Genomic DNA, 22723 nt, shown 5'->3' on the forward strand with positions numbered 1-22723 from the left:
ACCTTTTTAAGCCTTGCGCCGGCTGAATCGCTTAGTTCAAGGCGAAACGGTGGGAGTCCAGCCAGCTGCGCCAGGGCTGCATCAGTCGCTCGGCTTCGCCGCGTGCATCGGATTCAAGGTGCAGCATGCGCCGTGGCCGTCCGCGGCTCGGGCAGCGTTGGGTGTAACTGCTGATCGAGCCCTGTTGCTCAAGGAACTCCAGGGCCTGTTGCAGCACGGTTTCAGAAAGCCGCAGTTGGGGCTCCTCCCGGATCAGTTTCTGCAGGAGTCCGGAGGGGTAGTTGTCGTCTTTGAGCAAGCACTCGAGGATCCAGCAGACAGCCAGCTCGAGATCGAGGAACTGCGGCGGCGGCTGATGGAAGTACTGCTCGATGTCTGACAGACAGGTGCGCGAAGGCTTTCTGCGAGAGAACACAGGCGCGGGACGACTTCACCAATCAAAAGCGATCTCATTTCGAGATTCAAGAGGAGAGTCTTGAGACTTGCTGTGGAGGTGATTGGCCACACTGGCCCTATCCCTTCCTGAAGTCATGGCTGAGAAGTCGTCATCCCCAGCGGAATTCGCCGTCTTTGATCGCGACCTCGATGCAGCTTGGACGGAGCGCTATCTGCAGTCCCCGCGGCTTGCGGTTGATACCGAAGCGATGGGGCTGATCCATGGGCGTGATCGGCTTTGCCTGGTTCAGATCGCCGACGCTGAAGACCGTGTGGCCTGCGTCCGCATTGGCCTGGGCCAGACCGAGGCGCCGAATCTCAAGCGCCTGTTTGAGGCGCCCACGGTGGAGAAGGTGTTTCACTTCGCCCGTTTTGATGTGGCTGCGCTTGCCGCCGGTTTGGGGATTGACGTGAACCCCGTGTTCTGCACCAAGGTCGGCAGTCGGCTCGGCCGCACGTACACCCCCCGCCATGGCCTCAAGGATCTGGTGATGGAATTGGTCGGCGTTGAGCTGGACAAGGGCGCCCAGAGCAGTGACTGGGGCCGGGTGGACGAACTCACGGATGCCCAGCTGGCCTACGCCGCCAATGATGTGCGCTATCTGCTGCCAGCCCGTGAGCGCCTGGAGCAGATGTTGCGGCGGGAAGGGCGCTGGGATCTGGCGCAACGCTGCTTCCAGTGCGTTCCGGTGGTAGCCGAGCTGGATCGGCTGCGCTTTCACCAGATCTTTGAGCACTGAGGTTGGGGCTCAGTCTTCCAGCATGAAATTGCCGTCGCCTTCGCTGTTCTCGAGCAACGCGTCCAGCTGACGGGCGTGGTCACCGTTGTCCTTATCGAGGGCGGCCAGCATGGATTCAGCCATTGCTCGCCGTCCCTCCACATCGCGATGTCCTTCTCGGGCCGCGGCCTGTTCCACCTGGCGCCGGGCACTGGCGAGGCTGATGCTCAGTCGACTCGCCAACTGGGCACAAAGTTTGACGAGGGTGGGGTCTTGAATCGCGGCCATCGCAACCAACCGAAGATCTTCAGTATCCGTTGAAGCGATCCAGGATCAGGCGTGCCAGCTGATCGCTTCCCCCTGCCGGCCCCATCCGCTGCGTGCCGATTCGTCCCAGGTGGGAGCGGAGTGTCGGGTCGTCCAGGAGAAATTCGAGCCGTCTCGTGAGCTCGGATTCATCAGAGCAGGGACGAACCGCACCCCCCAGCAGGCGGCTTTGACGGCGAGCGAAGCCCGGCTTGAACTGCGGTCCTGGTCCCGGCAGGGACAGGGCCGGAATGCCCAGCCCCACCAGTTGTTCCGTCGCCGTTCCGGCGGTGGCGATGCCGGCTTCTGCCCAGCCGGCCCATTGGTCAAAGCAACCTCGCCCGATCAGCACCAGGCAGGCTCCTTTCACCCAGCAGGCTTCGGCACCCAGTTGGTCCGAAGGCGGAAGGCTGCGTCGAAACCCCAGTTGTTCAAGACTGTTGCTCAGGGCCTCTGCATCGGGTTGGGCGCCCACGGCCACGAGCAGTGCCATCGGCACACGGCCGGGAAGCGCCATGGCACTGCGAACCAACCGCTGCAGGTTTCGCTGGGCCTCCGGCATGCGACTTCCGCAGAGCAGGAGCACTCGGCGGCAGCGGTCCAGGGCCGATGGCAGCGGTTGGACCTGAAGGCCATCCATCATCGGATTGCCAGGCGCAAGGGCGCCCACGCCCTTGCGTTGCAAGCCTCGTGCTGTGAGCCGATCACGCATGGCCACCAGTTGGCAACGGCGCGAGCGCATCAGGCGCCATTCCCAGGGATCCCACTCACTGCCTTTGAGCCGGTGGTAGCAGTCGCTTTTGGCCCGTCCGGGACCGCTGAGCCAGGTGTAGTCGCTTTTGGGAGTGCCGATGAAGCCGAAGGGGGCACCACTGCTCCAGGCCATCAGCAGCGGCAGCAAATCACCCACGGCAACGATGGGTTGGCGCTCATGTCCCAGGCGGCGTACCAACTGCCATTGACTCCAGCTCAGGCTGGGGAGTCCAGCCCTGACGTCTGCCAGCAGACCTCTCAGGCTTTGGTTGCTGAAGCCACCACTGGGCAAGGCCGCTTTTGGCCCCAGGCGTGTCAACCATCCCTGCTGAACAGCAGCATCAAACACCCGTCCGGCACCCACCAGAGGAAGCACGGTCAGGGGGCGTCGCGGTGCGCGCCGATGCACGGCCTGGATGATCCGCAGGGTGATCAGGTCTTCGCCGTGGCCGTTGCAGAGAAACAGCAGAGAGCCAGGGGCATGGCTGATAAGATCCCCTGATGGGGACAGCTGTTCCCGGGCGGCGGCATGGCCAAGTGGTAAGGCAGAGGATTGCAAATCCTTTATCCCCAGTTCGAATCTGGGTGCCGCCTTTCAATCCTCATCACAGTTGAGCCTCCGCGCTCATGCCGGCAACGTTGCGTGAGTGACTCTCGCAGCTCACGGTGTTCGCATCAATCCAGCAACGCCCCTGGGCCATACGGGTTGCAGGAAGGCCTTTGGGGAGGCCTCTGGCATCAAAGCGAACCCATGACGTGCTGAGCAGGGTTGCGCTCCAGCGGCGTGAATCCACGCTGCAGCCTGAGTTGTCGCAGCTGAGCGGACTGCCTTGATCTCCATCCAGGCTGACAAAGCTCAACTGGTAGCTGCCCCCCGTTTCTTGATCGTCTCCGATGAATCGAAGCCGCAGGCCACGGCTCCCGTTCGCGCTGATCTGCAGGCGCTCGCAGGTCAAAGAACGCCCACCGACGACGATGCGGCAATGCGCAGGCCTGTGCTCCAGACGGCCAAAAGCCTGGGCTGGATTGACCGTTGCTGGCACGGCAAGCAGCAGTGGCGCCATCCAGAGATGAATCATCAGTAATTGCTGTCGGCAACGCACATGCCAAGGCAGCGAATGCCATTGCTGGCGGTTCTGCGGCAGTGGTTGCAGAGGATGCGTTCCGCGTCTGCAGTCGATCCCTCCACGGCTTGATCGGTCGATCGCGCAGGTTCCTGCGCGGGGGATGCGGTCATGACGCAACGGGACGGGCTGGTGGCGATCATGGCTGGCAGCAGCATCGCCCCGTTGAACGGCATCGGTTTCGGCACCTGGGCCTGGGGCAACAAGGCGGTTTGGGGATACGACGCCCAGCGGGACGACGCTCGCCTTCGTGCCACGTTTCGTCAGGCCCTCAGCTCTGGGCTCAACTTGATTGACACGGCGGATTCTTATGGAACGGGGAGCCTGAGTGGACGCAGTGAAGCGTTGCTTGGCGACTTCATGGCCGAGTTGCCAGCCCTGCGTCGATCCCAGTTGACGGTGGCCACGAAGTTGGCCCCATTCCCCTGGCGATGGGGGCGTCGGGGCTTTGATGCCGCCTTTGCGGCCAGTCGAACGCGGCTCAAGGGGCAGCTTCGGCGGGTGCAGCTGCACTGGAGCACAGCGCGCTACGCGCCCTGGCAGGAGACAGGCCTTCTTGATGGCTTGGCTGATCTTGTTCTGTCTGGCCGGGTTGAGGAGTTGGGCCTGTCCAACCTGGGCCCCCAACGCCTGCTGTTGATCCATCGCCGTCTGTTGGAGCGGGGCGTTTCCCTACGCAGCGTTCAGGTGCAGTGCTCGCTCTTGGCACCTGCGGATGATCAGCTGCGCGAGTTGATTGCCGTCAGCAGGGAGCTTGGCGTGGAGGTGTTGGCCTACAGCCCTCTGGCTTTCGGCGTGCTGGGTTGTGCTCCCGGGTCTGAGGAGAGGCGTCCTGTCACCTGGTTGAGACAACGCCTGTTCCAGCGCCTGCTTCCGGCAAGTCTTGAGTTGCGCAGTGCGATGCAGGCCATCGCGATCGATCGCGGGGCATCGATGGTTCAAGTCGCTTTGAACTGGTGCAGAGCTCTTGGCACAACGCCGATCCCGGGGCTGCGAACTCCAGAGCAGGCCAGGGATGTCGCCGCTGCGCTGCAGTGGTCATTGTCACCGCAGGAGTTTCAGCGGTTGGATGCGGCCCGGCTCCATTGCAGCGAGCGGATGCCCGCCAATCCCTTCCAGAGCCGATGAGTGTTGTGTTCAGGCCTCCGAGGCGGATTCAGGGGCTGGACTCACCACTACCGGGAGGCTGTCGCCGTCATTGCGAATCGGAACGACTTTGTCTTGCGAGGGTTCAAGGCGAGTGGGGGCTGGGGCAGTGTCCTGTTGCTGGGCACAGGCGGCGAGGGCTTCCTGCAGCAAGGAATCGAAGGTTGCCCCAGGCAGTCGATGCCGGGCGACCTCCAGAAAGGTGCGCGGAAGCGATTCGCCAGCAGCGCTCCTCAGAGCGGGGTTGTTCTGGCGATGTTCCTGCTCGTCCTGAATGGCTCGGATGAACCTGCGCGTGACATCGCGCTTGGTGGACGCCTTGATCAGGGTGTCGCGCTCCTGAGGACCATGACTGAGCTCCTGCTCCATGTCTTGAATCCGCCGTTCGAGGCTTTCCAAAACCTCCTGGGCTTCCTTGCCGATGTGAGCCAGTTGCCCATCCGAAAGGTGGGGCATGTCGGCCACGAACACCTTGCCGTGATCCCGGAGCGTGAGAAAAGTTGGTCGTGGACCCTGCCTGTAGCCCTGTTGCCTGTCCTGGCTTGAAGGCAAAGGACGCCTCGGAGGAACAGGACCTGCAGACGATCGACGGCGCGTAATGCGCTGGGGCTTATCAAAAGGCATTGAAAAAAGATGTATTGACGCCGCTATCGGAAAAGGTTCCGATGTGCTTTAAGGCAGCCTATTCGATCCCTTCTGGGGTGTGGTCGACTGCATTAAACCCGTCTGAAACTGACGTAATCAGGCGGGAACACCGTCCAGAACAGCGGCGCTGCCTGGGGTGTTGGAGGTCACGTTGCCAATCACCCAAGCCCGATGGTTCTTGTCGCGGCAATGCTCGATCACAGCGGCCTGGCTCCCAGCCGGCACCACCAGGCAGAAACCGATGCCGAGGTTGAACGTGTGCCAAAGGTCTCTTTCGGGAATGTCTCCGGCCTCCTGCAGCCATCGGAACAGGGGTGGCCTTTTCCAGCTGGAGGCATCGATGCGCGCAGAGCAGCCATCCGGCAGGCAGCGCGGCAGGTTTTCCGGGAGTCCTCCGCCGGTGATATGGGCCATGCCGTGGAGCTCGCATCCGCTCTGCAGCAGGTGCTGCACCAGGTCGGCATACAGGGTTGTCGGTGCCAGAAGGTCGCCGATGAGAGGGCGCTGGTCGTCGCCATACAAGGTGTTCGCATTGGCGTTGGCCTTCTCCAGCACCTTGCGCACCAGGCTGAAGCCGTTGCTGTGCACGCCGCTGCTGGCCACACCGATCACGCTGTCGCCAGGTTGGATGCGCTGGCCGTCAATGAGCTCGTCTTCTTCGACGACGGCCACACAAAAGCCGGCGAGGTCGTAGCGCCCCTTCGGGTAAAACCCCGGCATCTCTGCCGTTTCGCCGCCGAGTAGGGCGCAGCCGCTCTGCCTGCAGCCATCGGCGATTCCTTCAACGACCTCGGCCATTGCCGATGGCGCTAAGGCCCCGGTGGCCATGTAATCCAGGAAGAAGAGCGGCGCGGCTCCTGAGGTGATCACGTCGTTGACGCACATCGCCACCAGGTCGATGCCCACGCCGTGATGGCTGCCATGCTCCTGGGCCAGCTCCAGTTTGGTTCCGACGCCATCGGTGCCTGAGACCAGAAGGGGCTTACGCAATCCGGCTGGAAGACGCATCAGCCCGCCAAAACCGCCAAGGCCGCCGATGACCTCCGGTCGGTGGGTGGCTTCCACAGACGCCTTGATGCGTTGCACGAACGCGCGCCCGGCCTCAACGTCAACTCCAGCGCTCTTGTAATCCATGGAACGAATCCGATGCATTGATCCTGCAATGCCGCGGAACCTGTGCTGATTGGCTTGTCGGCACAGCAGCTGATTGGTTGTGCTTATCGGTTGTTCTCTCTCGGCTTATGCCCGGGGGCTTGCGTTCCGGCGTTGATCTGCCAGTCGGCACGCGGTTTAGCGAAAGAGGCGGGCCTGGGTGGCTGTGCCGATCGCGGTGATGGCGCCCAGTTTCTTTCCAAGAGCACCCTTTTTAAGTTCACAACAATCTTTTTTGTGAGGCCTGCCAACGGCCGAGAACTGCGCGCTCAGTTCCAAGACCTTGGCCACGCCGTTCTGCATGCGAGTCCTCCTGACGTTGGCCACGCTCTCCGGAGCGATCTCAGGCAGTGCGGCCCTCCTGCCGGTCGGGGCCAGTGATTTCCTTTCGCTCAACGGTGCAGAGCCCCTTGACCCTCTGGATCTGGTGGTCGAGCCCCAGGCCTCTGGGCTGCAGGCAACGCTTTCTCCGGCGGAGGTCAAACCGGTTCTTGCCCCTCCTTCCCCTGAGCTCCCCAAGCCGAAGCTGAAGGTCGTTCCAGAAGTGGTGAAGGTCATCACTGGTGAGGCCAGTTGGTACGGCCCCGGTTTTTACGGCAACCTCACGGCCAACGGTGAGATTTACAAGCGCGGCACGATGACGGCGGCCCACCGCACTCTTCCCTTTGGAACAAAAGTGCGCGTCACCAACCTCTGGAACGGGCGCACGGCCGTGATCCGCATCAACGATCGCGGACCTTTCATTGATTACCGGGTGATCGACCTGGGCCACGGCGCCGCCTCTGACCTGGGACTGACAGCCTCTGGAATTGCCCAGGTCAAGCTTGAGGTGCTGCGCTGAGCTGCGTCGTTCTCTCCACCCAGGCCGAGCTGGAACACTTCCGGGCCAACCTCGGTGGACCTCTGCAATTCGTGCCCACCATGGGGGGGTTGCACCAGGGTCATGGTGAGCTGATCCGCCTCGCTGCGGCACGGGGTCCTGTGCTCGTGAGTGTGTTCGTTAACCCACTCCAATTCGGGCCAGCTGAAGACTTTGATCGCTACCCGCGAACCCTCGAAGCGGATCGCGATTTAGCCGAACGTTGTGGCGCCCATGCCATTTGGGCTCCGGCGGTCGACACGGTCTATCCCGGTGGACCTCAGTCGGCGGTGTCGCGTTCAGCACCGGTAGACCTGCAGACCCATCTTTGTGGAGCCTCCCGTCCCGGTCATTTTGATGGGGTGGTCACGGTCGTGGCCCGACTGCTGCAGCTGGTGGAGCCGTCCTGCCTTTGGCTGGGTGAGAAGGACTGGCAGCAGCTGGTGATCCTGCGCCGGCTCGTGGCCGATCTTGATCTGGGCGTGGCGGTGCAGGGCGTTCCCACCGTTCGTGAATCCGATGGTTTGGCGTTGAGTTCTCGTAACCAATACCTCTCTTCTGTTGATCGGGCTCGAGCCGCTGCTCTGCCGGCGGCACTGCGTCGTGCCGATCCCAGTGATCCTGAGACTTCGGTGCGACAGAGCCTCGCTGAAGCAGGACTTGAAGTGCAGTATGTAGAGAGGGTCGATCCCCGCACCCTTCAGCCCTGTGGCGCTGAAACGGCCATCTCACTGTTGGCCGCGGCGGTGCATTGCGGGACGACCCGTTTGATTGATCACGTCTTCCTGATGACCCGCCAGCCTCTTGTTGCCATCGATGGCCCTGCCGGTGCTGGCAAAAGCACCGTGACCCGTGCCTTTGCTGAGCGGATGGGGCTGGTTTACCTCGACACCGGTGCGATGTATCGGTCGGTGACCTGGTTAGTGCAACAGAACGGTGTGGACCCGCAGGATGCGGCGTCGATTGCACCGCTGTTGAACGACCTCGACCTTCAGCTGCGGTCGCTGCCAGGTGGTGGCCAGCAGGTGTTGGTGAATGGGCAGGACGTGAGTGACGCGATTCGCTCGCCGGAGGTCACCGCGTCGGTTTCGGCCGTGGCCGCCCACCGTTGCGTCAGGCAAGCGCTGACCGCTCAACAGAAAGCGATGGGTGCCAAGGGTGGTTTGGTGGCAGAAGGCCGCGACATCGGCACCGCTGTTTTCCCGGATGCGGATCTGAAGGTGTTCCTCACGGCCACGGTGGGCGAACGGGCACGGCGCCGGGCTCTGGATCTGGACCAGCGGGGCTTCCCGGTGCCTGAGCGATCTGAGCTTGAAGCACAGATCGCCGAACGGGATCACCTCGACAGCACCCGTGAGGAGGCTCCTCTGGTGCAGGCGGAAGATGCCGTTGAGCTCGTGACCGATGGCATGAGCATCGAGGCTGTGATCGATGCCCTGGTGGGGCAGTTCCGGTCTCGGGTGGCTGAAGAAGCCTGGCCTACGCCGGCGGGCTGAGCTTGTCGAGCAGGTTGGCGCAGGCATCCTCGAGCAGGTCGAGCACATGCTCGAAGCCCGCCTCGCCCCCGTAATAGGGATCCGGCACTTCCGTTTCAGAGAACCGGCCGGCGTAGCTGAGCATGGGCTTGATGCTGGCCGTTGCTTGGGGCCCGGCTTCGCGAGCCAGTCCCTGGACGGCCGCGAGATTGTCGTCGTCCATGGTCAGCACCAGATCGAAACTCGAGAAATCGTCGAGGCTGATCTGCCTTGCTCGGCTGGGGAGGTTGATGCCGCGGCGGTTGGCGGCAGCCTGCATGCGTCGGTCTGCCGGATTGCCCACATGCCATCCGCCCGTTCCGGCGGAATCCACCACGAACTGATCACTGAGGCCACGCTCTTCAAGCAGATGCAGGAAGACGCCTTCGGCTGCCGGTGAGCGGCAGATGTTGCCGAGGCAGACGAACAACAGTTTCTGGGTCATCCGGCGTTGAGGCGTTGGAGGGCTTTCAGAGCCCGCAGCTGCACCACCCTGACACCTTCCGCATCGGATGCGAGCTGGTTCAGTGCGGCCAGGCCCTGTTCGGCGAGGTGCGCTGACACAGCTGCGCTGTTCAAGCGTTGCTCGAGTCCGTAGGCCGCTGCATAACGCACCACCCACTCGTCGTCTCGCACGGCTTTGAGCAGTCCCTCGAAACAGCGCACAAGCTGATCGTGCGCTGCGTCTTCACTGAACTCCAAGTCCGCCAGGCCACGGGTTGCGGAGCGCCGCACGCTCGGAGCGATGTCGGCCTGAAGGGCATGCTCCAGGAGGTCAAGACCCCGTGGATCCCGCAGGGCGGCAATCACCTTCACCACCCAGGCCCGTGCGCCGTAATTGCGGGCATCCAGGCTCACCAGAAGGATGGGAATGGTGTCCCGTCCCAGTTGAATCAGCCCCTGTGTTGCCACGGCTGCCACCGCTGGATTGTTGAACCCCAGCACCTTCACGAGCGGTTTGGCGGCCTCAAGGTCGTTCAGTGCACAAAGGGCTTGCGTTGCTTTGACCAGCTCAGGAGTACTGGTGGCCCGCTCGAGCGTCTGAAGCGCCTGGTCCAATGCTGTTGTGGTCATCAGAGCAGTCTGTCCATTGCGTCGAGAACGTCATCGGGGTCGTCGTTGCGTTCCGCCACCTCTCGGAGTGCAACCAGCTTGAGGCTGGGTTCCACCGCCGCCGTACGGATCGAGGGCACGGCGGCGATCCAGCCGGTGGCGCCGAGGTCGAGCAGCGCGCCGCGGCGCACCAGGGGTTCTGGATGGTTCAGCAGCTTTTTCAGTTCCATCCCCCACCGATCACGACCGGTCAGCTGCAGCAATGCTCGGCAGGCCGCTGAACGGATCAAGGGCCGAGGGTGCTCTGTGAACGGATGAATCACGGCGAGATTGCTGCTGCTGCCATCACCGATGTCCCCCAGGGCTTCCAGCAGTGCTTCACAGGGTTCGTTGAGCAGGGGGGATGAGGGTTGCTCAGCTCCTGCTCCCTCCAATCCACTGGCAAGCAAGGCGCGGATGCCCTCAACAGCCCCACAGCTGCCCATGGCACCAAGCGTGCGGACCACCTCCTCTCGCACGGTGTAATCGTTGGAGTGCAGCAGCGCCAGAAGAGGTTGTTCCGCTCTCATGTCCCTGAGCAGACCGAGAGCACGGATTGCGTTGAGAGCGACACCGCGCTGCTCTGGATCAATCGGCGTGGCATCCAGTGCTTCAAGAGCCCTGAGCAGAAGAGGGATGGCATCGGGATGCTGGCTGCGCATTTTTCCGAGCCACCAGGCGGCGTAGTACTGCGCCGAAGGGTCCTCCGTCTGGCGGAGGTTTTGGATCACCTGCGTTTCACTCAGCGGTTCCATCACACCCAGGCCGATGCCATGTCGGCTGTCCAGCTTTCAGTTCGTTTGAACCGGAACGGTCCCGCCACCGAGCCCCAGCAACGCTCATTGGTTTCCGGGTCATGACCGCGATCGAGGGTCGCAAGGGAGTCTCCCTGCAAATGAAAGCTGCTCACCAGCACGGTGTCTTTGCCATTCCGTTGCACGATGCATTTGCAGCCTGGTTCCATGGCGCCGTGGTAGCCGTCTGGCTGTTCGAGCACTTGGTAGTGGCACTGATCCAGGCTGATCAGGTCGCTGTCCTGAATGGCAAGGCGCAGTTGTGGATCAAACGTTGCTCCGGCGAAGCGTTCCGGATCACGGAAGGTGTGATTCCAGAGCTTGATGGCGCCGGAGGCCTGCTCTTCAGCGCGGATCATGCGCAACCGATAGGGATGCTTGGGATCAACGGCATAGGTCTGTTCGAGCAGAATTGACCCTGGATGGAGCTGTATGAGCGGGCGATACCTCAGAAAGATGTGGGCATAGAGGGGTGGATTGTCGAAGGCTTGCTGCTGGTTGCTGTATTCGCCGCAGAGCAGGTTGAGAAAACGCCGAACGTTTGGGGTGATCACAGCGCTCTGATGGGGCCGAAAAAGAACAATAAAAAAAGCCCCCCGAGGGGGGCTTGGAACGCAAAGTCGCTGATCAGATCAGGGCGTTGATGGCGTAATCGATGTAGCTGTTGGCTTCAGTAGCAGCATCGCCGCTGAGGCCGTGGTTGGCCTTGATGTGCTTCAGAGCTTCCACGTACCAGGACGGGGAGAGCTCGAAGGTGCGGTTGATCTCGTCGAGACCAGCGATCAGGTAGTCGTCCATGGGGCCGGTGCCACCTGCCACGAGGCAGTAGGTGATCATGCGCAGGTAGTAGCCCACGTCACGGGAGCACTTGGCTTTGCCTTCCGCAGTGGCGGAGTAGTTGGACCCCTCCATCTGGGTGGTGTAGGGGAACTTGGTGTACACGGCCTGGGCAGCGCCGTTTACCAGGGAATCAGCCTTGCTGGTGAGAGCCTTGGCAGCCTCGAGGCTGGCCTTGGCACGGTTGAAGCGACCGGAGGCAGCCTGAACTTCGGTGTTGCTCAGGAAGCGGCCCTGGGAATCAGCTGCTGCAACAGCTTCGGTGAGGGGAGTTTTCATTGATCGTTATGTGAATGAAAGACGTCGAATCCAGGCGCCGATCAGGCGACGGAGGCGGCGGCGCGGTCGAAGTAGGTGCCGATTTCGCTGCTCAGGGAGGCGCAGTCACCAGCGGCGATGCCAGCTTTGTCGTTGACGATGGCCAAAGCGGCGTCCTTCATCAGGTTCACGCCGGCGGCGACAGAAGCACCGGGGGTGCCGAGGGCCAGGTAGGTCTCACGCAGGCCGTTCAGGCAGCGGTCTTCCATCACGGAAGCGTCGCCGGTGAAAGCGGAATAGGTGACGTAGCGAAGGATGATCTCCATGTCGCGCAGGCAAGCAGCCATACGACGGGAGGTGTAAGCGTTGCCGCCGGGGGCGATCAGGGCAGGCTGCTGAGCGAACAGCTGGCGGGCAGCGGAAGCAACGATGGTGGAAGCGTTGCTGGAGATGCGGTTAACGGCATCCAGACGCTTGTTGCTGTCGGAAACCATGGCAGCGAGGGCGTCGATCTCGCTGGTGCTGATGAATTGTCCCCGGGCGTCGGCCTGGGCGACAACCTTGGTGAAGGCGTCGAACATGGTTGTTGTTCCTGTGAACTACGTCTGGAAGGGAATTTCAGACTTGGAGGGATGGCAGAAGGCTATTGCCTCGATCCCGACGTCCGCGATTCTGACCAACTGCTCGGGAGCCTCCCGAAAGCTGTTCATAATGCTTAACTCCCTTGCGGCGACAAGGAAGTGGCGGCGGCTTCTTCGAGGTCAAACAGCACGCCGTGGATGTACGACTCCGTCCATTCGCTGCCGTAGAAGCGCGTCAACATGCCGCGGGCTGGATCTTTCTCGGCGCGATAGGCCGTGTAGCGCTTCTGGCCCGAGAGCAGGAGTCCCGCACGCTCATCGTCCACGGCCTGTGCCTCCTCCACCAACGCCAGGTAGAGCTTGAGGTAGTCCGCAAAGGCCGGACGGATCACGCGGTCAATCAGCGCATCACCTTCTTCCCCCAGCGGGATCCGAGTCCAGAGAAAGGCAGGTGAGAAATAGGGCTGTGCCTCGTCAGGGATGGGACCCCCGTCGGGCAGTTCGGCGCGCCAGCGCTCGAACAGGGGCATCAGTCGCTGCCAGACCGGTCCCGTGTGATCGGGATCTGTCTTGTCGACAGGCTGCAGGTCAAGAGCAAGCAAGTGCCCGTTGGGCAGCGTCACAAGATCGGCTCCGAAGAACGGAAGATCAAAACGGCTGCTGGGGTTGATCACGAAATTGAGCACCGATGCAGCGGCACCGGCTTCAACACAGGCACAGCGCACCTGGCGCAGCTTTTCGGTTGAGCAGGCCCAGGTGGCCGTGCTGACGGGGACGGGTTTCGCCTTGGATCCCGTGCTCCCCTCTTTTTGGAGGAATCGTTGTGCCACCGGATAAGGCTTCGGCTGCAGAGGGGCCAGAGCAGCGACGGCGGTGTCGAGAAAAGGCTGCCAGCGCCATCCAGGGATCTGGACGGGTTCAAGACTCGACGTGCGGAGGGGGAGGCTCATGCGGGCTGACTGGCGGGGAAGAGGAATTCGTGCAGGAATCGGTCGGACCAGTCTTTGCCGAAGTGACTGGTGAACAAGCCGTGGGCTGGATCGCGTTCAGCGCTGTAAACGTCGTAGGCGTTCTGGAGACGTTCCACCTCGGATGCCGCCAAACCTGACTGCCCTTTGGCTTGGTCATGCATCGACCAATAAGCCGAGAGAAAGGCATCGAAAGCTTGGGGAAGCGATCCCTCCGCTTCGTCGGCACCGCCGCGGCAGAACAGCAACCAAGGAGAGAAGTATTGGTTGGGATCGAAGGAGCGCATGGTTTCCTCACCGTTCAGCTCGGGGTACTGCTCGTGCAGAGCCCTGAGCCCTGTGAAGTGGCGCTCCAGGTATTCCTTGTCCTGAATCAGCGGCTGAAAGTCGAGAACGGCCACCAATTTCTGACGGGCGCCGAACCAGAGCAGGTCCACCCCCATGAGCGGGTGGTCCAGGCCGTGCTCGGGATAGGCCACTGAATTGAGAACCTGCAGGCTGTCGCCGGCATCGAGCCGGGTGACGCGCCAACGGCGGAAGCCTGGAACACTCCAGAGCCAGCTTTCGATCTTGCCGCCACTTTTGCTGGATTGGCAGTGTTGCAATCCCTCGGGTACAGGAGCGGGTTGGCCGCCCCGTTCCTGAATGCCCTGATGCAGTTGGTTGAGGAAAGAATCGAACATCAGTGTGTGGTCTCCAGCACGGGTGAGTCAGCGACCTGGCGGGCCTTGTCGGCCATGGCCTTGATGTTGTCGTCGCTGGGGCAGCGCAGTTCAGTGCAGTACGTCGTCATCGACACGCCATCGAGGCACTGCACGGAACTCACGCGCATGCGCACCTGATCGGTCACGAACCAGCAACGCTCTGTTCCCACGTTCGTGTCGTATCGGGTTGTGATGGTGAGAACGCCGTCCTCGGAGAAGGTGTAAGTGCTCACCACCGATTTCTTCTCGACGTAACCCACGTCTCGAAGCAAAAAACCCTTACGGGGGTTGGCTTGTTCAGGCACATCGACGATGACGGCGGCGTAGTCATCGTTTCGAACCGCCTTTTTGAGGTTGCTTTCCCACCAGAAGCGGCCTCCACCGGCGGCGCGGTCTGTCGCCACCTGCAGTGCGTCGCAGACCCGCTGCACAACGGGGTCGGAGGCATCGAATGGCTCGATCACCAGATTGGAATCAGCTGCTTCATCGTCCTGATGGTCGAGGTGATGAATCGAGCGGCGGTTCAACCAGGTGCCGCGGCTGGCCTGGAGGAAGTCCGCCATGGTCATTGGCGGCACAAATGACGTCATCGCTCAGGCGTTGGTCATGATCTCTTGCTGCTTGAGCAGTTGCTCCAGCACCTCTTCCAGGCGTTGCAGTTCCGCATGCTCAGCAACAGTGGCGTCGATTCGCTTCTGCGGCAGCTTCAGCTTTTTCCCCATGGCGATCACGTCCTCGCGCAGGCGGTTGCGGTACGCCTCGAGTTCGGCAATCGAATCGTTCAGTTCTTGCAGCGTGGGTTCGGCCATCGGTGCTCGGCGGTGGCACGAGGGTAAGCCGCATCAGGGATCTGCTGGTGATGCCTCTACGGCGACCCACTTATTAATAGATGTGGGTCGAAAAACCTGAATGCAAGCCGGAAAAGCCCTCTGATTCCTCGCCAGATGGCCCTATCGCCGCTGGGGAGTTCTGCATCAACTCGCAATATTTGTCGGCTAAGTGACGAACCGTTGCGTGAACAGCCCCCTTTCGCAGGGGTGGCCCGTTGACCCAGTTACTTTTTTAAGGCGCTTCGCAGGCCAAGCCTGAAACGTTCAGCTCGATTCTCTTTTTGAGGAAAGTGCCGTCGTTTCTCACCTGGTAGTCGAGAAGCATTCCCTCCCCCTTGTCTGGCTTTCCAATGCTCGACGCATTCTCCCGTTCCGTCGTCAGCGCTGACGCCAAAACTGCTGCTGTGGGTGCTGGCGATATCGCCGCCCTCCGTCAGTACGTTGCTGAAGGCAACAAGCGTCTGGACGCTGTCAACGCCATCACCTCCAATGCCTCCTGCATCGTGTCCGATGCAGTCACCGGCATGATCTGCGAGAACACCGGCCTGATCCAGGCAGGTGGTAACTGCTACCCCAACCGCCGCATGGCTGCTTGCCTGCGTGACGGTGAAATCGTTCTTCGTTACATCTCCTACGCCCTGCTGGCTGGCGATGCATCCGTGCTGGATGACCGCTGCCTGAACGGCCTCAAGGAGACCTACATCGCTCTGGGCGTTCCCACCCAGTCCGCTGCCCGCGCTGTGGCCATCATGAAGGCCTCTGCCACTGCCCACATCGGCGAGACCAACACCCCGGCTAACGGCGGCACCAAGTTCCGCAAGATGGAGACCATCCAAGGCGATTGCTCCGCTCTTGTTGCTGAGGCTGCCTCTTACTTCGATCGCGTGATCAGCGCCGTCGCCTGAGTCAATCGGGTTTTCCCATTTCCTCAACACCAACCTCCATCTAAAGGATCTCCACGATGAAATCCGTCGTCACCACCGTTGTGACCGCTGCTGACGCAGCAGGTCGCTTCCCCTCCCAGAACGACCTCGAGGCCGTTCAGGGCAACATCCAGCGCGCCGCCGCCCGCCTCGAAGCCGCTGAAAAGCTGGCTGCTGGCCTCGACGCCGTGACCAAGGAAGCTGGCGATGCCTGCTTCAACAAGTACCCCTACCTCAAGCAGCCCGGTGAGGCTGGTGAGAACCAGACCAAGGTGGACAAGTGCTACCGCGATCTGGGCCACTACCTGCGCCTGATCAACTACTGCCTGGTTGTCGGCGGCACCGGCCCTCTGGACGAGTGGGGCATCGCCGGCGCTCGTGAGGTATACCGCACCCTGGGCCTGCCCACCGGTCCTTACGTCGAAGCTCTCACCTACACCCGCGACCGCGCTTGCGCTCCTCGCGACATGAGCCCCCAGGCTTTGAACGAGTTCAAGTCCTACCTGGACTACGTGATCAACGCTCTTTCCTGAGCATCTGTTTCGCGTCACTCATTCATAGGAATCAGGAGGCCGAAAGGCCTCCTTTTTTAATGCTCATGTCGACGGATGTCGTTCAACTTGAAGGATGTTCATTGGCAGCAGTGCTCCACTTAGGCTGCAAAGAACCCTGATGTTCAGGGGGCTTTGCAGTTTTTAAGTTCTGATGACTTCGCAGTCGCAGGTTGAACGTCCGGATCTGGATGCGTTGTTTGCGGATCTGGCCCATCCCAACCCCCATCTGCAGACCCAGGCCTATTTGGCGATGGTTGACCATTGGCCAAACGAGTCGATGCCACGCCTGATCTCGCTGTTGGATCAACCCGATGTGTCCTTGCGTCGCGCTGCTGTGCGAGGGCTCGGAGCCTTTGGTGCGACAGCACTGCAACCCCTGGCGGAGCTGTTTGAAGCCAGTACGGATGGCACGGTGCGCGCCAGCTGCGTGAAGGCCTACGCCCAGATTGCATCCAACTACCCGGATCAAACCTTCTCTCCTGCCGCGATGGCTGTGCTGGAGAAGGCACTGTCGGACGACTCCCCCGTGGTGTCGCAGTCGGCGGTGATGGCCCTTGGCCAGGTAGGTGTTCAAGCGCTTCCGTTGCTGATTCAGATCTGCAAGGGAGACAACATCGCCCATGTGCAGTCAGCTGCCATGGCGTTGGCTGAAATTCCTGATCCCAGTGCAGAAGCCTGTCTCAGAGAGGTGCTGGCTGATCCCTCCACCGATCCGCTGTGCCGGCAGATGGTGGAAGCTTCCCTGGGCCGGCTGGAGAGCAGCCGCTAGGCAAAAAATACGGGACGAAGGCCCCTCAGCCTTCGTCCCGTAGTTGCGCATGCAGTGCTCGACGCGAACACCACGGATGTGACACTACGTGAACGATGCGTGCAACTGTGTTCAGTCGTCTCTGCTGAGCTGATTCACAGCAAGTTTCAGCACCACAGCAACTGACGGGTCGCTCTCCGTCTCCATGCACTGCTGGAGTAGCCCGATCACGGAAGGGTCCTCCAGTTTCATCAACGACAACGCAGCATTTTTGCGAACCAGTGCCGCTTCGTCCTGCAGGTTCGGCAGCAGCAGTGGGGTGGCCCATTCGCTTTCGTTGAGCTTGCCCATCAGGGTTGTCGCTTCAGCCCGAACGTCATCATCTGGATCCCTCAGGGCATTGGTGAGCAGCTGACGCGCATCCTCATCACCAAGGTTCTGGATTTGATCCCCGAGGGCGGCGATGGCTGCCGTGCGGATCTGGGCATGGGGTGATTGGGCAGCCTTGCGCAAGGCCTCCGGGGCCCGTGCGCCCACGAAAGCCAGGCCCCAGCTGGCCAGGCCCGTCTGCATCGGGGTGCTGCCGGTGTCCACCAGGATGTCGAGCAATCCGTCAACGGCAGCGGGGCCAATGGCGGCCATGGCGCCAACGGCCGATCCCTGGACGACCGGATCGGCATCGTTGAGCAGAGCCTTTAGCAGGAATGGAAGGGCGCGTTGATCGGAAATCAACGTCAGCGTTTTGGCAGCCGCGCGGCGCACCGTCACGTTCTCGTGGTCGCACATCGCGGTGCAAAGGGCTGGAACGGCAGCACCACCAACGGTGCCGAGGCTTTCGGCAAAGGTGAGGCGCAGCAGTCCACGCCGGTCTCCCAGGCCGGCCACCATGCGCTCGATCGCCTGGGTGTCACCAGCGAGACGCTCACCCTGCCGCAGTTGTTGCTTCAGCTCCTCAGCCAGTTGCTCGGCTTCCTCTTCGCTCAGCTGAATCGTTTCAGGGCTGCTTACGGGAGACATCGATTCGGTCACGGCAAGGCTGAAGCAGCCATTCATTATCCGTTTCTCCCATCGCTAAGGTCACCGGACTGCACTGTTTGTTGTGACCCGATTCGTCCTTTCCCACAACCTGCAGATCCAGGATTCCGCCGTGCCTCCTCTTGCCTTTGATGCCCTGGCCAAGGCGTTGGTAGAGCAGTGCAATTCGGTGACAGCGTCGGAAGCGCTCAGTCACCCGCATTGGAAGATCAGCCTCGAGTCCACGGCGACTCCAGGACAGTTGGCTGAAGAGATCAGTCAGGCCTGGCGCAAGATCCGCGCTGATCAGGGGCATTCCACCGACCATGCCGTCATGGCGCTTGGTGGTCGTAAGGATTCCGAGGGAACGCCCGGCGCCCCGCTTCAGCAGGGCGGCTGGGGTGTGGACGTGGTCGAAACCCGAGATCCAGACGGGTTTCTGCAGGCGATCAATTGGAGTGGACTCACGGCTGGCCGGCCGGCCGACGGCATCTTCCAGGTGATTGATCGCCCGGGCTGACTTCAGCCGCGCTTGCGACGTCCGGCGCGTCTGGCTGGCTTCTTGGCCGCAGCTTTGGGGGCCTCCTCTTTTACGGCGGCCACGGGTGCGGTTGCGCGGGCCGGTGCGCTGGTTTCACCGGAGCCGTAGGAGAACGCCACCGAATCAATTGCAAGGCCACGGTTGTGCATCGACTGCATGCTGCGGCAGAGCTGTGCAAACGGCACCCGCACTGAGCGTGCCGTCCAAGGGCGCGAACCGGGCTCAATCCCTGTTCGTACAGCAATGGATGTGGCGAGGGTGGGTCCCATGGCAGGCGATGTGACTGGGTTGAAGATGCCGCAGCTGCCGGGATTTTCGAGCCTTTCGCAATCTTCCTTACGAGAGCAGATCCACGCCCTGCGGCCTGTGGGGTCCTGCAGAATTAACCCCCCAAGAGCGTGCTGCCTTGACCGGAGCTTTTGACAACATCCATCCGGGGCTGTCCCAAGGCGATGCGATCCGCCTGCTGAGCACTCCGCTGGAGGAGTTGGAGTCACAGAGTGATCCCTACATGGCGGCGGCCCATCTGATCAACTTTCCGGGCCGCGAAACGGAAACGGCGTTGATCGCCTTGGTGATGGATCCGGAGCAAGCGCAACCACGCAAATTGGCGCGGCGGAAGGCTGTGGAAGTGCTGGGACGGCTGGGCTGTCAGGAGGCCATGGCTGCCATCGCCAACTGCCTGAATAGCGACGACCCCTATCTGGTTGAGAACTCTGCTTTTGCGCTTCAACAGCTGAACTGCCAAGACGCCGCCGTTCATGAGGCCTTGCAGCAGCTGTTGTCAGACCCAGCCCAGAACCGACGGGTGTTGATTCAGAGCCTTGCCGCGTTGAACGTCTCCGAAGCGGAGCCGTTGATTGCGAGCTTCCAAACGTCTGATCAGCCGGGGGTTCGCGGTGCGGCCATCAGTGCCAGCATCCGTCTGGGTGGCAGCCGAGACCACGTCTCTGTTCTTGGCGAGCAGACGTTGTTGCCCAATCAGATGGATCGCCAGTCGGCGATTCAGGATGTGATCAATGCCGGAGCAACGGAGCTTCTGCCTCAGATCCTGCGCGCACCTGTTTCTCCTGTGTTTCGGATGCGGGCGTTGCGTGCGCTCTGGCCTGAGGGCCGGCTGCAGAACGATGGTCTTGATCTGATCGAGCTGCTTGATGGCTTGATCGTCGATCGACCGGAAGCCTTGGAACTGGTGCACGCCTACGACCAGCCGCCCTCAGCCGATTTCCTGATTCAGGAATTCTTCGGCACGGATTTCAGTCGCAGTTACCTCGCACTCCAGACCTTGCAGGACCATTCAGCGGAGCAGCTCTGGCCGGCTCTGGAGCAGCGATGGCATGCCGAGGCCCACAACGACTATGGGGCGCATTACTTTTTCATCCGCCTGTTTTCAAGGATCGGGCCCTGGCCTGATGAGGCCCTCAGCCTGATCAAATCCATCCTTGCGGAGGCCATCACCACACGCCGGCCGCAATTCATGAAATCCAAGCCGGCTGCTGTGTTGGCGATGGCCGGTTTGAAGCTCGTGAAGGATCCAGACACAACGGTGGCGTCATGGCTTGATCCGCACGCCACGCCGTTCTGGGAAGCCCGCTATGCCGCTGCGATGGTGGCGTCTCCCGCGCAGTTGGCGTCGGCCCTGGATGACCCTGAGCCCTTCGTAGCGATGCGTGCGCGAGCCGCCTGCAACGCCACCGCTGGTTGAGCATGAAAAAAGGGGGCGGATGAACCGCCCCCTGCAATGGAGTTCGAATCGAATCTCTCGGCTGAGAATCAGGCGAGGGAGTTGATCACGTAGTCCAGAGCAGCGTTGTACTCGGTCAGAGCCTGGGGGCTCAGGTCGCGAGGAGCGCAGCCGTCGTTACGCATTTGGGTGAAACCAGCAACGTAGGTGCCGGGGTCGATGCTGAGGGCCTTGTAGACCTCACGCTGACCGTTGATGGCCAGTTCGTCCAGAGGGCCGGTGCCGCCAACAACCAGGGAGTAGTTGATCAGACGCAGGTAGTGGACGAAGTCGCGCTTGCACTTCTCCTTGCCTTCGGTGGCGCACTGGCGGGGCTGACGGCCGGTTGCACCGTTGGGGTACTGGGTGTAGACGGCGTCGACAGCGCGCTGAGCGATGGCGTCGTAGTTCTGAGCGATTTTCTCAGCAGCCTCGAGACGGGCGGCTGCACGCTGCAGAGAACCCTGCACAGACTCCAGGTCGGAGCTGGTGGGGAAACGGGAGCCGCTGTCTGCGGCGCCGATGACGGTGGTGAGAACGGACTTCATTGATTTAAAAGAAGGTTGTGCTTGAAAATCTCAGGCGGTTCAGCTGATGGCGCTGATCACCATGTCGAAGTAGGAAGCAGCCTCAGCGGAGAGTGCGTTGCAGTCGCCCTCGGTCACAGGCATCTTGCGCTTCTCACCAGTGGTGTTGTTGGTGTTGGTGATGTGCGCACAGGCGGAGGCCTTCATGATGGCCACAGCGCGGGAAGCGGAACCGGAAGGAACTCCCAGAGCGGCATAGGTCTCGCGCAGACCGTTCAGGCAGCGGTCCTGCAGCACGGAAGCGTCACCAGCCAGCAGGGCGTAGGAGACGTAGCGCATGATGATCTCAGCATCACGCAGGCAAGCAGCCATCTTGCGGTTGGTGTACACACCACCGTTGGGGGCGGTCAGGCCGGTGTTCTCGCAGCAGATGCCTGCAACGGAGTCGGACACCACGCAGGAAGCGTTGGCGGTGATGGCGTTCACGGCGTCCAGACGCTTGTTGCCTGCGGCGATGAAAGCCTTCAGGTCGTTCAGCTGAGCGCCACCGATGAAGCTGCCGCTGGAATCAGCGGAAACAGCCTGCCTAGAGAATGCGTCGAGCATAATCAAATGCTTAGGAGAGGGGGGTAGATGCGATGCATCACCCCGGGACCGTACGCCGCCCGCCAAGTCATGGGGGCAATTGCTTCAGGCTTCTCAATACAAATTTGCACTGAAAAAAGAAAGAAAAACAAAAGTGCGAAGCGGCTTCGATTTAAGAGAGAAGGAGTGCCACTTCTCGGCAGCTCCACTGCAGCGGCTGCCAGGGATGGCTGCGGCCAACTTCCTCCAGCAGTGATCTTTGATCCCGCAGCCCAAGCCGCAGGCAGCTCCAGGCGCCTGCGATTCGGGACTTCGCATATTGCGGTGCTGTTTCCGCCAGTGCCTCTCGCACCAGGTCGCTGCGTTCATGCAGCTCCAGCAGTCCGGTGCAGCTCGCCAGCAGGTAGTGAACGCCGTAGTCGCTGCCGAGGCTGGCGCGCAACGCATCGATCTGATCGAGTTGCGCGGCTCTGGGCATCACCATCAGAGCTTTAGCGGCGGCGTACTGGCGGGCTTCGTCCCGATGCTGCAGTCCCTCCTTGATCGCTTCGGGTTCGGCAGCGGTTTCGGGGATGCCGTCCAGGTTCAACTGCCTTGGATCGTCCTGAAGCAGCTCCTTCAACAGATCTGTCGCATCGGGATCAACGGCGCCCGCTTGGCGGGTGGCCATCTGAAATGCACTCTTGGCGCGCAGGGGCATCGAGACCGGGCAACGGATCAACGCCGCCAGGGCTTCGATCCGGCCCGCATCTCCCAGATCGATCACGGCGGCCCGTCGTCGCCCGGGGTTGTCATCCCGGAGCTGCTCCACAAGCGGATGAAGGCCTTGTTGGTCGCCCAGAACCCGAACGGCATAGGCATGGGCTGCTCCCGCCACCAGGGGATTGCTGTCGTTGCGGCAACGATCGATCTGGCCGCTGGCATCGTTCATTCCCAGGCGGCAGAAGGCCTGAAGCACGGCCCGGCGTTGGTTGTCGGGGCCCTGAAGCGCTTGCAGCAGTGCCGTTTGCTCCTCCTTATTTAGAGGTGTACCCAGCCGGGCGATGGCATCAGCCGCATTGACGACCGTGGGTTCGTCATCGGCCTGTAGGGCAGCAAGAAGAACAGGAAGCGCCGAGCGGTCTTTGCGTCGGCCCAGGGCTTCGAGGGCCTTGCGCCGGGTGATGCGTTCGTAGAGGTCGTCGGAGTCGTTGGCTCCAGCTGCCAGGAGTCTCTGAAGGGACTCGGGGGATTGGCAGGCTCCAAGACGGGTTGCGGCGAGATATTTAAGGCCGGGATTCTTGAGCTCGGCGGGCGGCTTGAGCAACGTTTCCATCGCCGTCTCTTCACTCATTCCGGCGAAAAGAGTGTCGAAGCGTTCGCTCATTGCCGATCAAGAATTTGAAAAACCT

General features: G+C 61.6%; 32 protein-coding genes and 1 tRNA gene. 10 read left to right on the forward strand and 23 right to left on the reverse strand.

Translation table 11 applies throughout. The features are described 5' to 3' along the window. Nucleotides 1-31: 31 nt before the first annotated feature. The gene (locus DXY04_RS00600) at nucleotides 32-415 is read right to left on the reverse strand and encodes a helix-turn-helix transcriptional regulator (protein ID WP_115160573.1); all 384 of its coding nucleotides are present in this window, start codon (nucleotides 413-415) and stop codon (nucleotides 32-34) included. A 115-nt stretch (nucleotides 416-530) separates the two neighbouring features. Between DXY04_RS00600 and DXY04_RS00605 the strand changes: the two genes are divergently transcribed. Beyond that, nucleotides 531-1175: a ribonuclease D gene (locus tag DXY04_RS00605; RefSeq protein WP_115160574.1), complete on the forward strand. Its 645-nt coding sequence runs from the start codon at nucleotides 531-533 to the stop codon at nucleotides 1173-1175. 9 nt (nucleotides 1176-1184) lie between these two features. Here the strand turns inward: DXY04_RS00605 and DXY04_RS00610 are convergent, their stop codons facing one another. After that, a complete protein-coding gene (locus DXY04_RS00610) occupies nucleotides 1185-1442 on the reverse strand; it encodes a hypothetical protein (RefSeq protein WP_006850096.1) in 258 nt (85 codons plus the stop codon). 19 nt (nucleotides 1443-1461) lie between these two features. Next, entirely contained in the window at nucleotides 1462-2682 is a 1221-nt protein-coding gene (locus tag DXY04_RS00615) for a lipid-A-disaccharide synthase-related protein (RefSeq protein WP_115160575.1), read from the reverse strand. A gap of 54 nt (nucleotides 2683-2736) precedes the next feature. Between DXY04_RS00615 and DXY04_RS00620 the strand changes: the two genes are divergently transcribed. Continuing rightward, a tRNA-Cys gene (locus DXY04_RS00620) sits at nucleotides 2737-2807 on the forward strand. An 11-nt stretch (nucleotides 2808-2818) separates the two neighbouring features. On the opposite strand, the gene DXY04_RS00625 is transcribed toward DXY04_RS00620, so the two are convergent. Continuing rightward, nucleotides 2819-3292, reverse strand: coding sequence for a hypothetical protein (locus DXY04_RS00625; RefSeq protein ID WP_244278525.1), 474 nt, complete (start codon nucleotides 3290-3292; stop codon nucleotides 2819-2821). Further along, entirely contained in the window at nucleotides 3292-3450 is a 159-nt protein-coding gene (locus tag DXY04_RS11890) for a hypothetical protein (protein WP_170951282.1), read from the reverse strand. The genes DXY04_RS00625 and DXY04_RS11890 overlap by 1 nt, the downstream gene beginning before the upstream one ends. On the opposite strand from DXY04_RS11890, the gene DXY04_RS00635 reads away from it, so the two are divergent. Then, nucleotides 3449-4465 carry an aldo/keto reductase gene (locus tag DXY04_RS00635; protein ID WP_170951283.1) on the forward strand — a complete coding sequence of 339 codons (1017 nt, stop codon included), beginning with the start codon at nucleotides 3449-3451 and terminating at the stop codon, nucleotides 4463-4465. The genes DXY04_RS11890 and DXY04_RS00635 overlap by 2 nt on opposite strands. A 9-nt stretch (nucleotides 4466-4474) precedes the next feature. Here the strand turns inward: DXY04_RS00635 and DXY04_RS00640 are convergent, their stop codons facing one another. From DXY04_RS00640 to DXY04_RS11895, 3 genes are all read right to left on the reverse strand, one after another. Further along, nucleotides 4475-5107: a histidine phosphotransferase gene (locus DXY04_RS00640; RefSeq protein WP_115010496.1), complete on the reverse strand. Its 633-nt coding sequence runs from the start codon at nucleotides 5105-5107 to the stop codon at nucleotides 4475-4477. 117 nt (nucleotides 5108-5224) lie between these two features. After that, nucleotides 5225-6262, reverse strand: coding sequence for a phosphoribosylformylglycinamidine cyclo-ligase (gene purM, locus DXY04_RS00645; protein WP_115160578.1), 1038 nt, complete (start codon nucleotides 6260-6262; stop codon nucleotides 5225-5227). 156 nt (nucleotides 6263-6418) lie between these two features. Further along, nucleotides 6419-6583, reverse strand: coding sequence for a hypothetical protein (locus DXY04_RS11895; RefSeq protein ID WP_170951284.1), 165 nt, complete (start codon nucleotides 6581-6583; stop codon nucleotides 6419-6421). On the opposite strand from DXY04_RS11895, the gene DXY04_RS00650 reads away from it, so the two are divergent. Together DXY04_RS00650 and DXY04_RS00655 are read left to right on the forward strand one after the other, a co-directional pair. Continuing rightward, the gene (locus DXY04_RS00650) at nucleotides 6582-7121 is read left to right on the forward strand and encodes a septal ring lytic transglycosylase RlpA family protein (RefSeq protein WP_115160579.1); all 540 of its coding nucleotides are present in this window, start codon (nucleotides 6582-6584) and stop codon (nucleotides 7119-7121) included. The genes DXY04_RS11895 and DXY04_RS00650 overlap by 2 nt on opposite strands. Beyond that, nucleotides 7118-8635, forward strand: a complete 1518-nt coding sequence (locus tag DXY04_RS00655; RefSeq protein WP_115160580.1) for a bifunctional pantoate--beta-alanine ligase/(d)CMP kinase — start codon at nucleotides 7118-7120, stop codon at nucleotides 8633-8635. Before DXY04_RS00650 ends, DXY04_RS00655 begins: the two co-directional genes overlap by 4 nt. Here DXY04_RS00655 and DXY04_RS00660 read toward each other — a convergent pair. The 10 genes from DXY04_RS00660 to DXY04_RS00705 form a co-directional block, all read right to left on the reverse strand. Continuing rightward, the gene (locus DXY04_RS00660; protein ID WP_115160581.1) at nucleotides 8619-9098 is read right to left on the reverse strand and encodes a low molecular weight protein-tyrosine-phosphatase; all 480 of its coding nucleotides are present in this window, start codon (nucleotides 9096-9098) and stop codon (nucleotides 8619-8621) included. The two genes, DXY04_RS00655 and DXY04_RS00660, sit on opposite strands and share 17 nt — an antisense overlap. Then, nucleotides 9095-9727, reverse strand: coding sequence for a HEAT repeat domain-containing protein (locus tag DXY04_RS00665; RefSeq protein WP_115132318.1), 633 nt, complete (start codon nucleotides 9725-9727; stop codon nucleotides 9095-9097). The genes DXY04_RS00660 and DXY04_RS00665 overlap by 4 nt, the downstream gene beginning before the upstream one ends. After that, nucleotides 9727-10500 carry a HEAT repeat domain-containing protein gene (locus tag DXY04_RS00670; RefSeq protein ID WP_115160582.1) on the reverse strand — a complete coding sequence of 258 codons (774 nt, stop codon included), beginning with the start codon at nucleotides 10498-10500 and terminating at the stop codon, nucleotides 9727-9729. The genes DXY04_RS00665 and DXY04_RS00670 overlap by 1 nt, the downstream gene beginning before the upstream one ends. Further along, a complete protein-coding gene (locus DXY04_RS00675) occupies nucleotides 10500-11093 on the reverse strand; it encodes a chromophore lyase CpcT/CpeT (protein ID WP_114987327.1) in 594 nt (197 codons plus the stop codon). Before DXY04_RS00675 ends, DXY04_RS00670 begins: the two co-directional genes overlap by 1 nt. Before the next feature lie 73 nt (nucleotides 11094-11166). Then, nucleotides 11167-11655: a phycocyanin subunit alpha gene (cpcA, locus tag DXY04_RS00680; RefSeq protein ID WP_115010503.1), complete on the reverse strand. Its 489-nt coding sequence runs from the start codon at nucleotides 11653-11655 to the stop codon at nucleotides 11167-11169. A 41-nt stretch (nucleotides 11656-11696) separates the two neighbouring features. Next, entirely contained in the window at nucleotides 11697-12215 is a 519-nt protein-coding gene (locus DXY04_RS00685; RefSeq protein WP_114987333.1) for a phycocyanin subunit beta, read from the reverse strand. A gap of 134 nt (nucleotides 12216-12349) precedes the next feature. Next, a complete protein-coding gene (locus tag DXY04_RS00690) occupies nucleotides 12350-13165 on the reverse strand; it encodes a phycoerythrobilin:ferredoxin oxidoreductase (RefSeq protein ID WP_115160583.1) in 816 nt (271 codons plus the stop codon). Continuing rightward, nucleotides 13162-13866 (reverse strand): 15,16-dihydrobiliverdin:ferredoxin oxidoreductase, encoded by a 705-nt coding sequence (locus DXY04_RS00695; RefSeq protein ID WP_115160584.1) that lies wholly within the window; start codon nucleotides 13864-13866, stop codon nucleotides 13162-13164. Before DXY04_RS00695 ends, DXY04_RS00690 begins: the two co-directional genes overlap by 4 nt. Beyond that, nucleotides 13866-14477, reverse strand: coding sequence for a phycobiliprotein lyase (locus DXY04_RS00700; protein WP_115160585.1), 612 nt, complete (start codon nucleotides 14475-14477; stop codon nucleotides 13866-13868). The genes DXY04_RS00695 and DXY04_RS00700 overlap by 1 nt, the downstream gene beginning before the upstream one ends. Nucleotides 14478-14480: 3 nt before the next feature. Beyond that, nucleotides 14481-14696, reverse strand: a complete 216-nt coding sequence (locus DXY04_RS00705; RefSeq protein ID WP_114987342.1) for a hypothetical protein — start codon at nucleotides 14694-14696, stop codon at nucleotides 14481-14483. Between the two features lie 371 nt (nucleotides 14697-15067). On the opposite strand from DXY04_RS00705, the gene cpeB reads away from it, so the two are divergent. From cpeB to DXY04_RS00720, 3 genes are all read left to right on the forward strand, one after another. After that, a complete protein-coding gene (cpeB, locus tag DXY04_RS00710) occupies nucleotides 15068-15622 on the forward strand; it encodes a class 1 C-phycoerythrin subunit beta (RefSeq protein ID WP_115160586.1) in 555 nt (184 codons plus the stop codon). 56 nt (nucleotides 15623-15678) lie between these two features. Next, nucleotides 15679-16173, forward strand: coding sequence for a class 1 C-phycoerythrin subunit alpha (cpeA, locus tag DXY04_RS00715; protein ID WP_011932400.1), 495 nt, complete (start codon nucleotides 15679-15681; stop codon nucleotides 16171-16173). 172 nt (nucleotides 16174-16345) lie between these two features. Next, nucleotides 16346-16963 carry a HEAT repeat domain-containing protein gene (locus DXY04_RS00720; RefSeq protein WP_114987348.1) on the forward strand — a complete coding sequence of 206 codons (618 nt, stop codon included), beginning with the start codon at nucleotides 16346-16348 and terminating at the stop codon, nucleotides 16961-16963. A gap of 111 nt (nucleotides 16964-17074) precedes the next feature. Here DXY04_RS00720 and DXY04_RS00725 read toward each other — a convergent pair whose 3' ends face one another. Beyond that, nucleotides 17075-17959, reverse strand: coding sequence for a HEAT repeat domain-containing protein (locus DXY04_RS00725; protein WP_244278526.1), 885 nt, complete (start codon nucleotides 17957-17959; stop codon nucleotides 17075-17077). An 82-nt stretch (nucleotides 17960-18041) separates the two neighbouring features. On the opposite strand from DXY04_RS00725, the gene DXY04_RS00730 reads away from it, so the two are divergent. Further along, nucleotides 18042-18476, forward strand: coding sequence for a DUF2656 family protein (locus DXY04_RS00730; protein WP_115160588.1), 435 nt, complete (start codon nucleotides 18042-18044; stop codon nucleotides 18474-18476). 2 nt (nucleotides 18477-18478) lie between these two features. On the opposite strand, the gene DXY04_RS00735 is transcribed toward DXY04_RS00730, so the two are convergent. Further along, nucleotides 18479-18766 (reverse strand): M15 family metallopeptidase, encoded by a 288-nt coding sequence (locus tag DXY04_RS00735; RefSeq protein WP_136975347.1) that lies wholly within the window; start codon nucleotides 18764-18766, stop codon nucleotides 18479-18481. A 137-nt stretch (nucleotides 18767-18903) separates the two neighbouring features. On the opposite strand from DXY04_RS00735, the gene DXY04_RS00740 reads away from it, so the two are divergent. Continuing rightward, nucleotides 18904-20202, forward strand: coding sequence for a HEAT repeat domain-containing protein (locus tag DXY04_RS00740; protein WP_115160590.1), 1299 nt, complete (start codon nucleotides 18904-18906; stop codon nucleotides 20200-20202). 68 nt (nucleotides 20203-20270) lie between these two features. On the opposite strand, the gene mpeA is transcribed toward DXY04_RS00740, so the two are convergent. The 3 genes from mpeA to DXY04_RS00755 all read right to left on the reverse strand — a co-directional run bounded on the left by mpeA (nucleotide 20271) and on the right by DXY04_RS00755 (nucleotide 22698). Next, entirely contained in the window at nucleotides 20271-20768 is a 498-nt protein-coding gene (gene mpeA / locus DXY04_RS00745) for a class 2 C-phycoerythrin subunit alpha (RefSeq protein ID WP_043695066.1), read from the reverse strand. A 39-nt stretch (nucleotides 20769-20807) separates the two neighbouring features. Then, nucleotides 20808-21353, reverse strand: coding sequence for a bleomycin hydrolase (locus DXY04_RS00750; RefSeq protein ID WP_115132306.1), 546 nt, complete (start codon nucleotides 21351-21353; stop codon nucleotides 20808-20810). Nucleotides 21354-21504: 151 nt separating this feature from the next. Then, on the reverse strand, nucleotides 21505-22698 hold the full coding sequence (locus tag DXY04_RS00755) for a HEAT repeat domain-containing protein (RefSeq protein WP_115160591.1): 1194 nt from the start codon (nucleotides 22696-22698) through the stop codon (nucleotides 21505-21507). Nucleotides 22699-22723: the final 25 nt, after the last annotated feature.

This window comes from Synechococcus sp. UW86, from assembly GCF_900474085.1.
Classification (GTDB): Bacteria; Cyanobacteriota; Cyanobacteriia; order PCC-6307; family Cyanobiaceae; genus Parasynechococcus.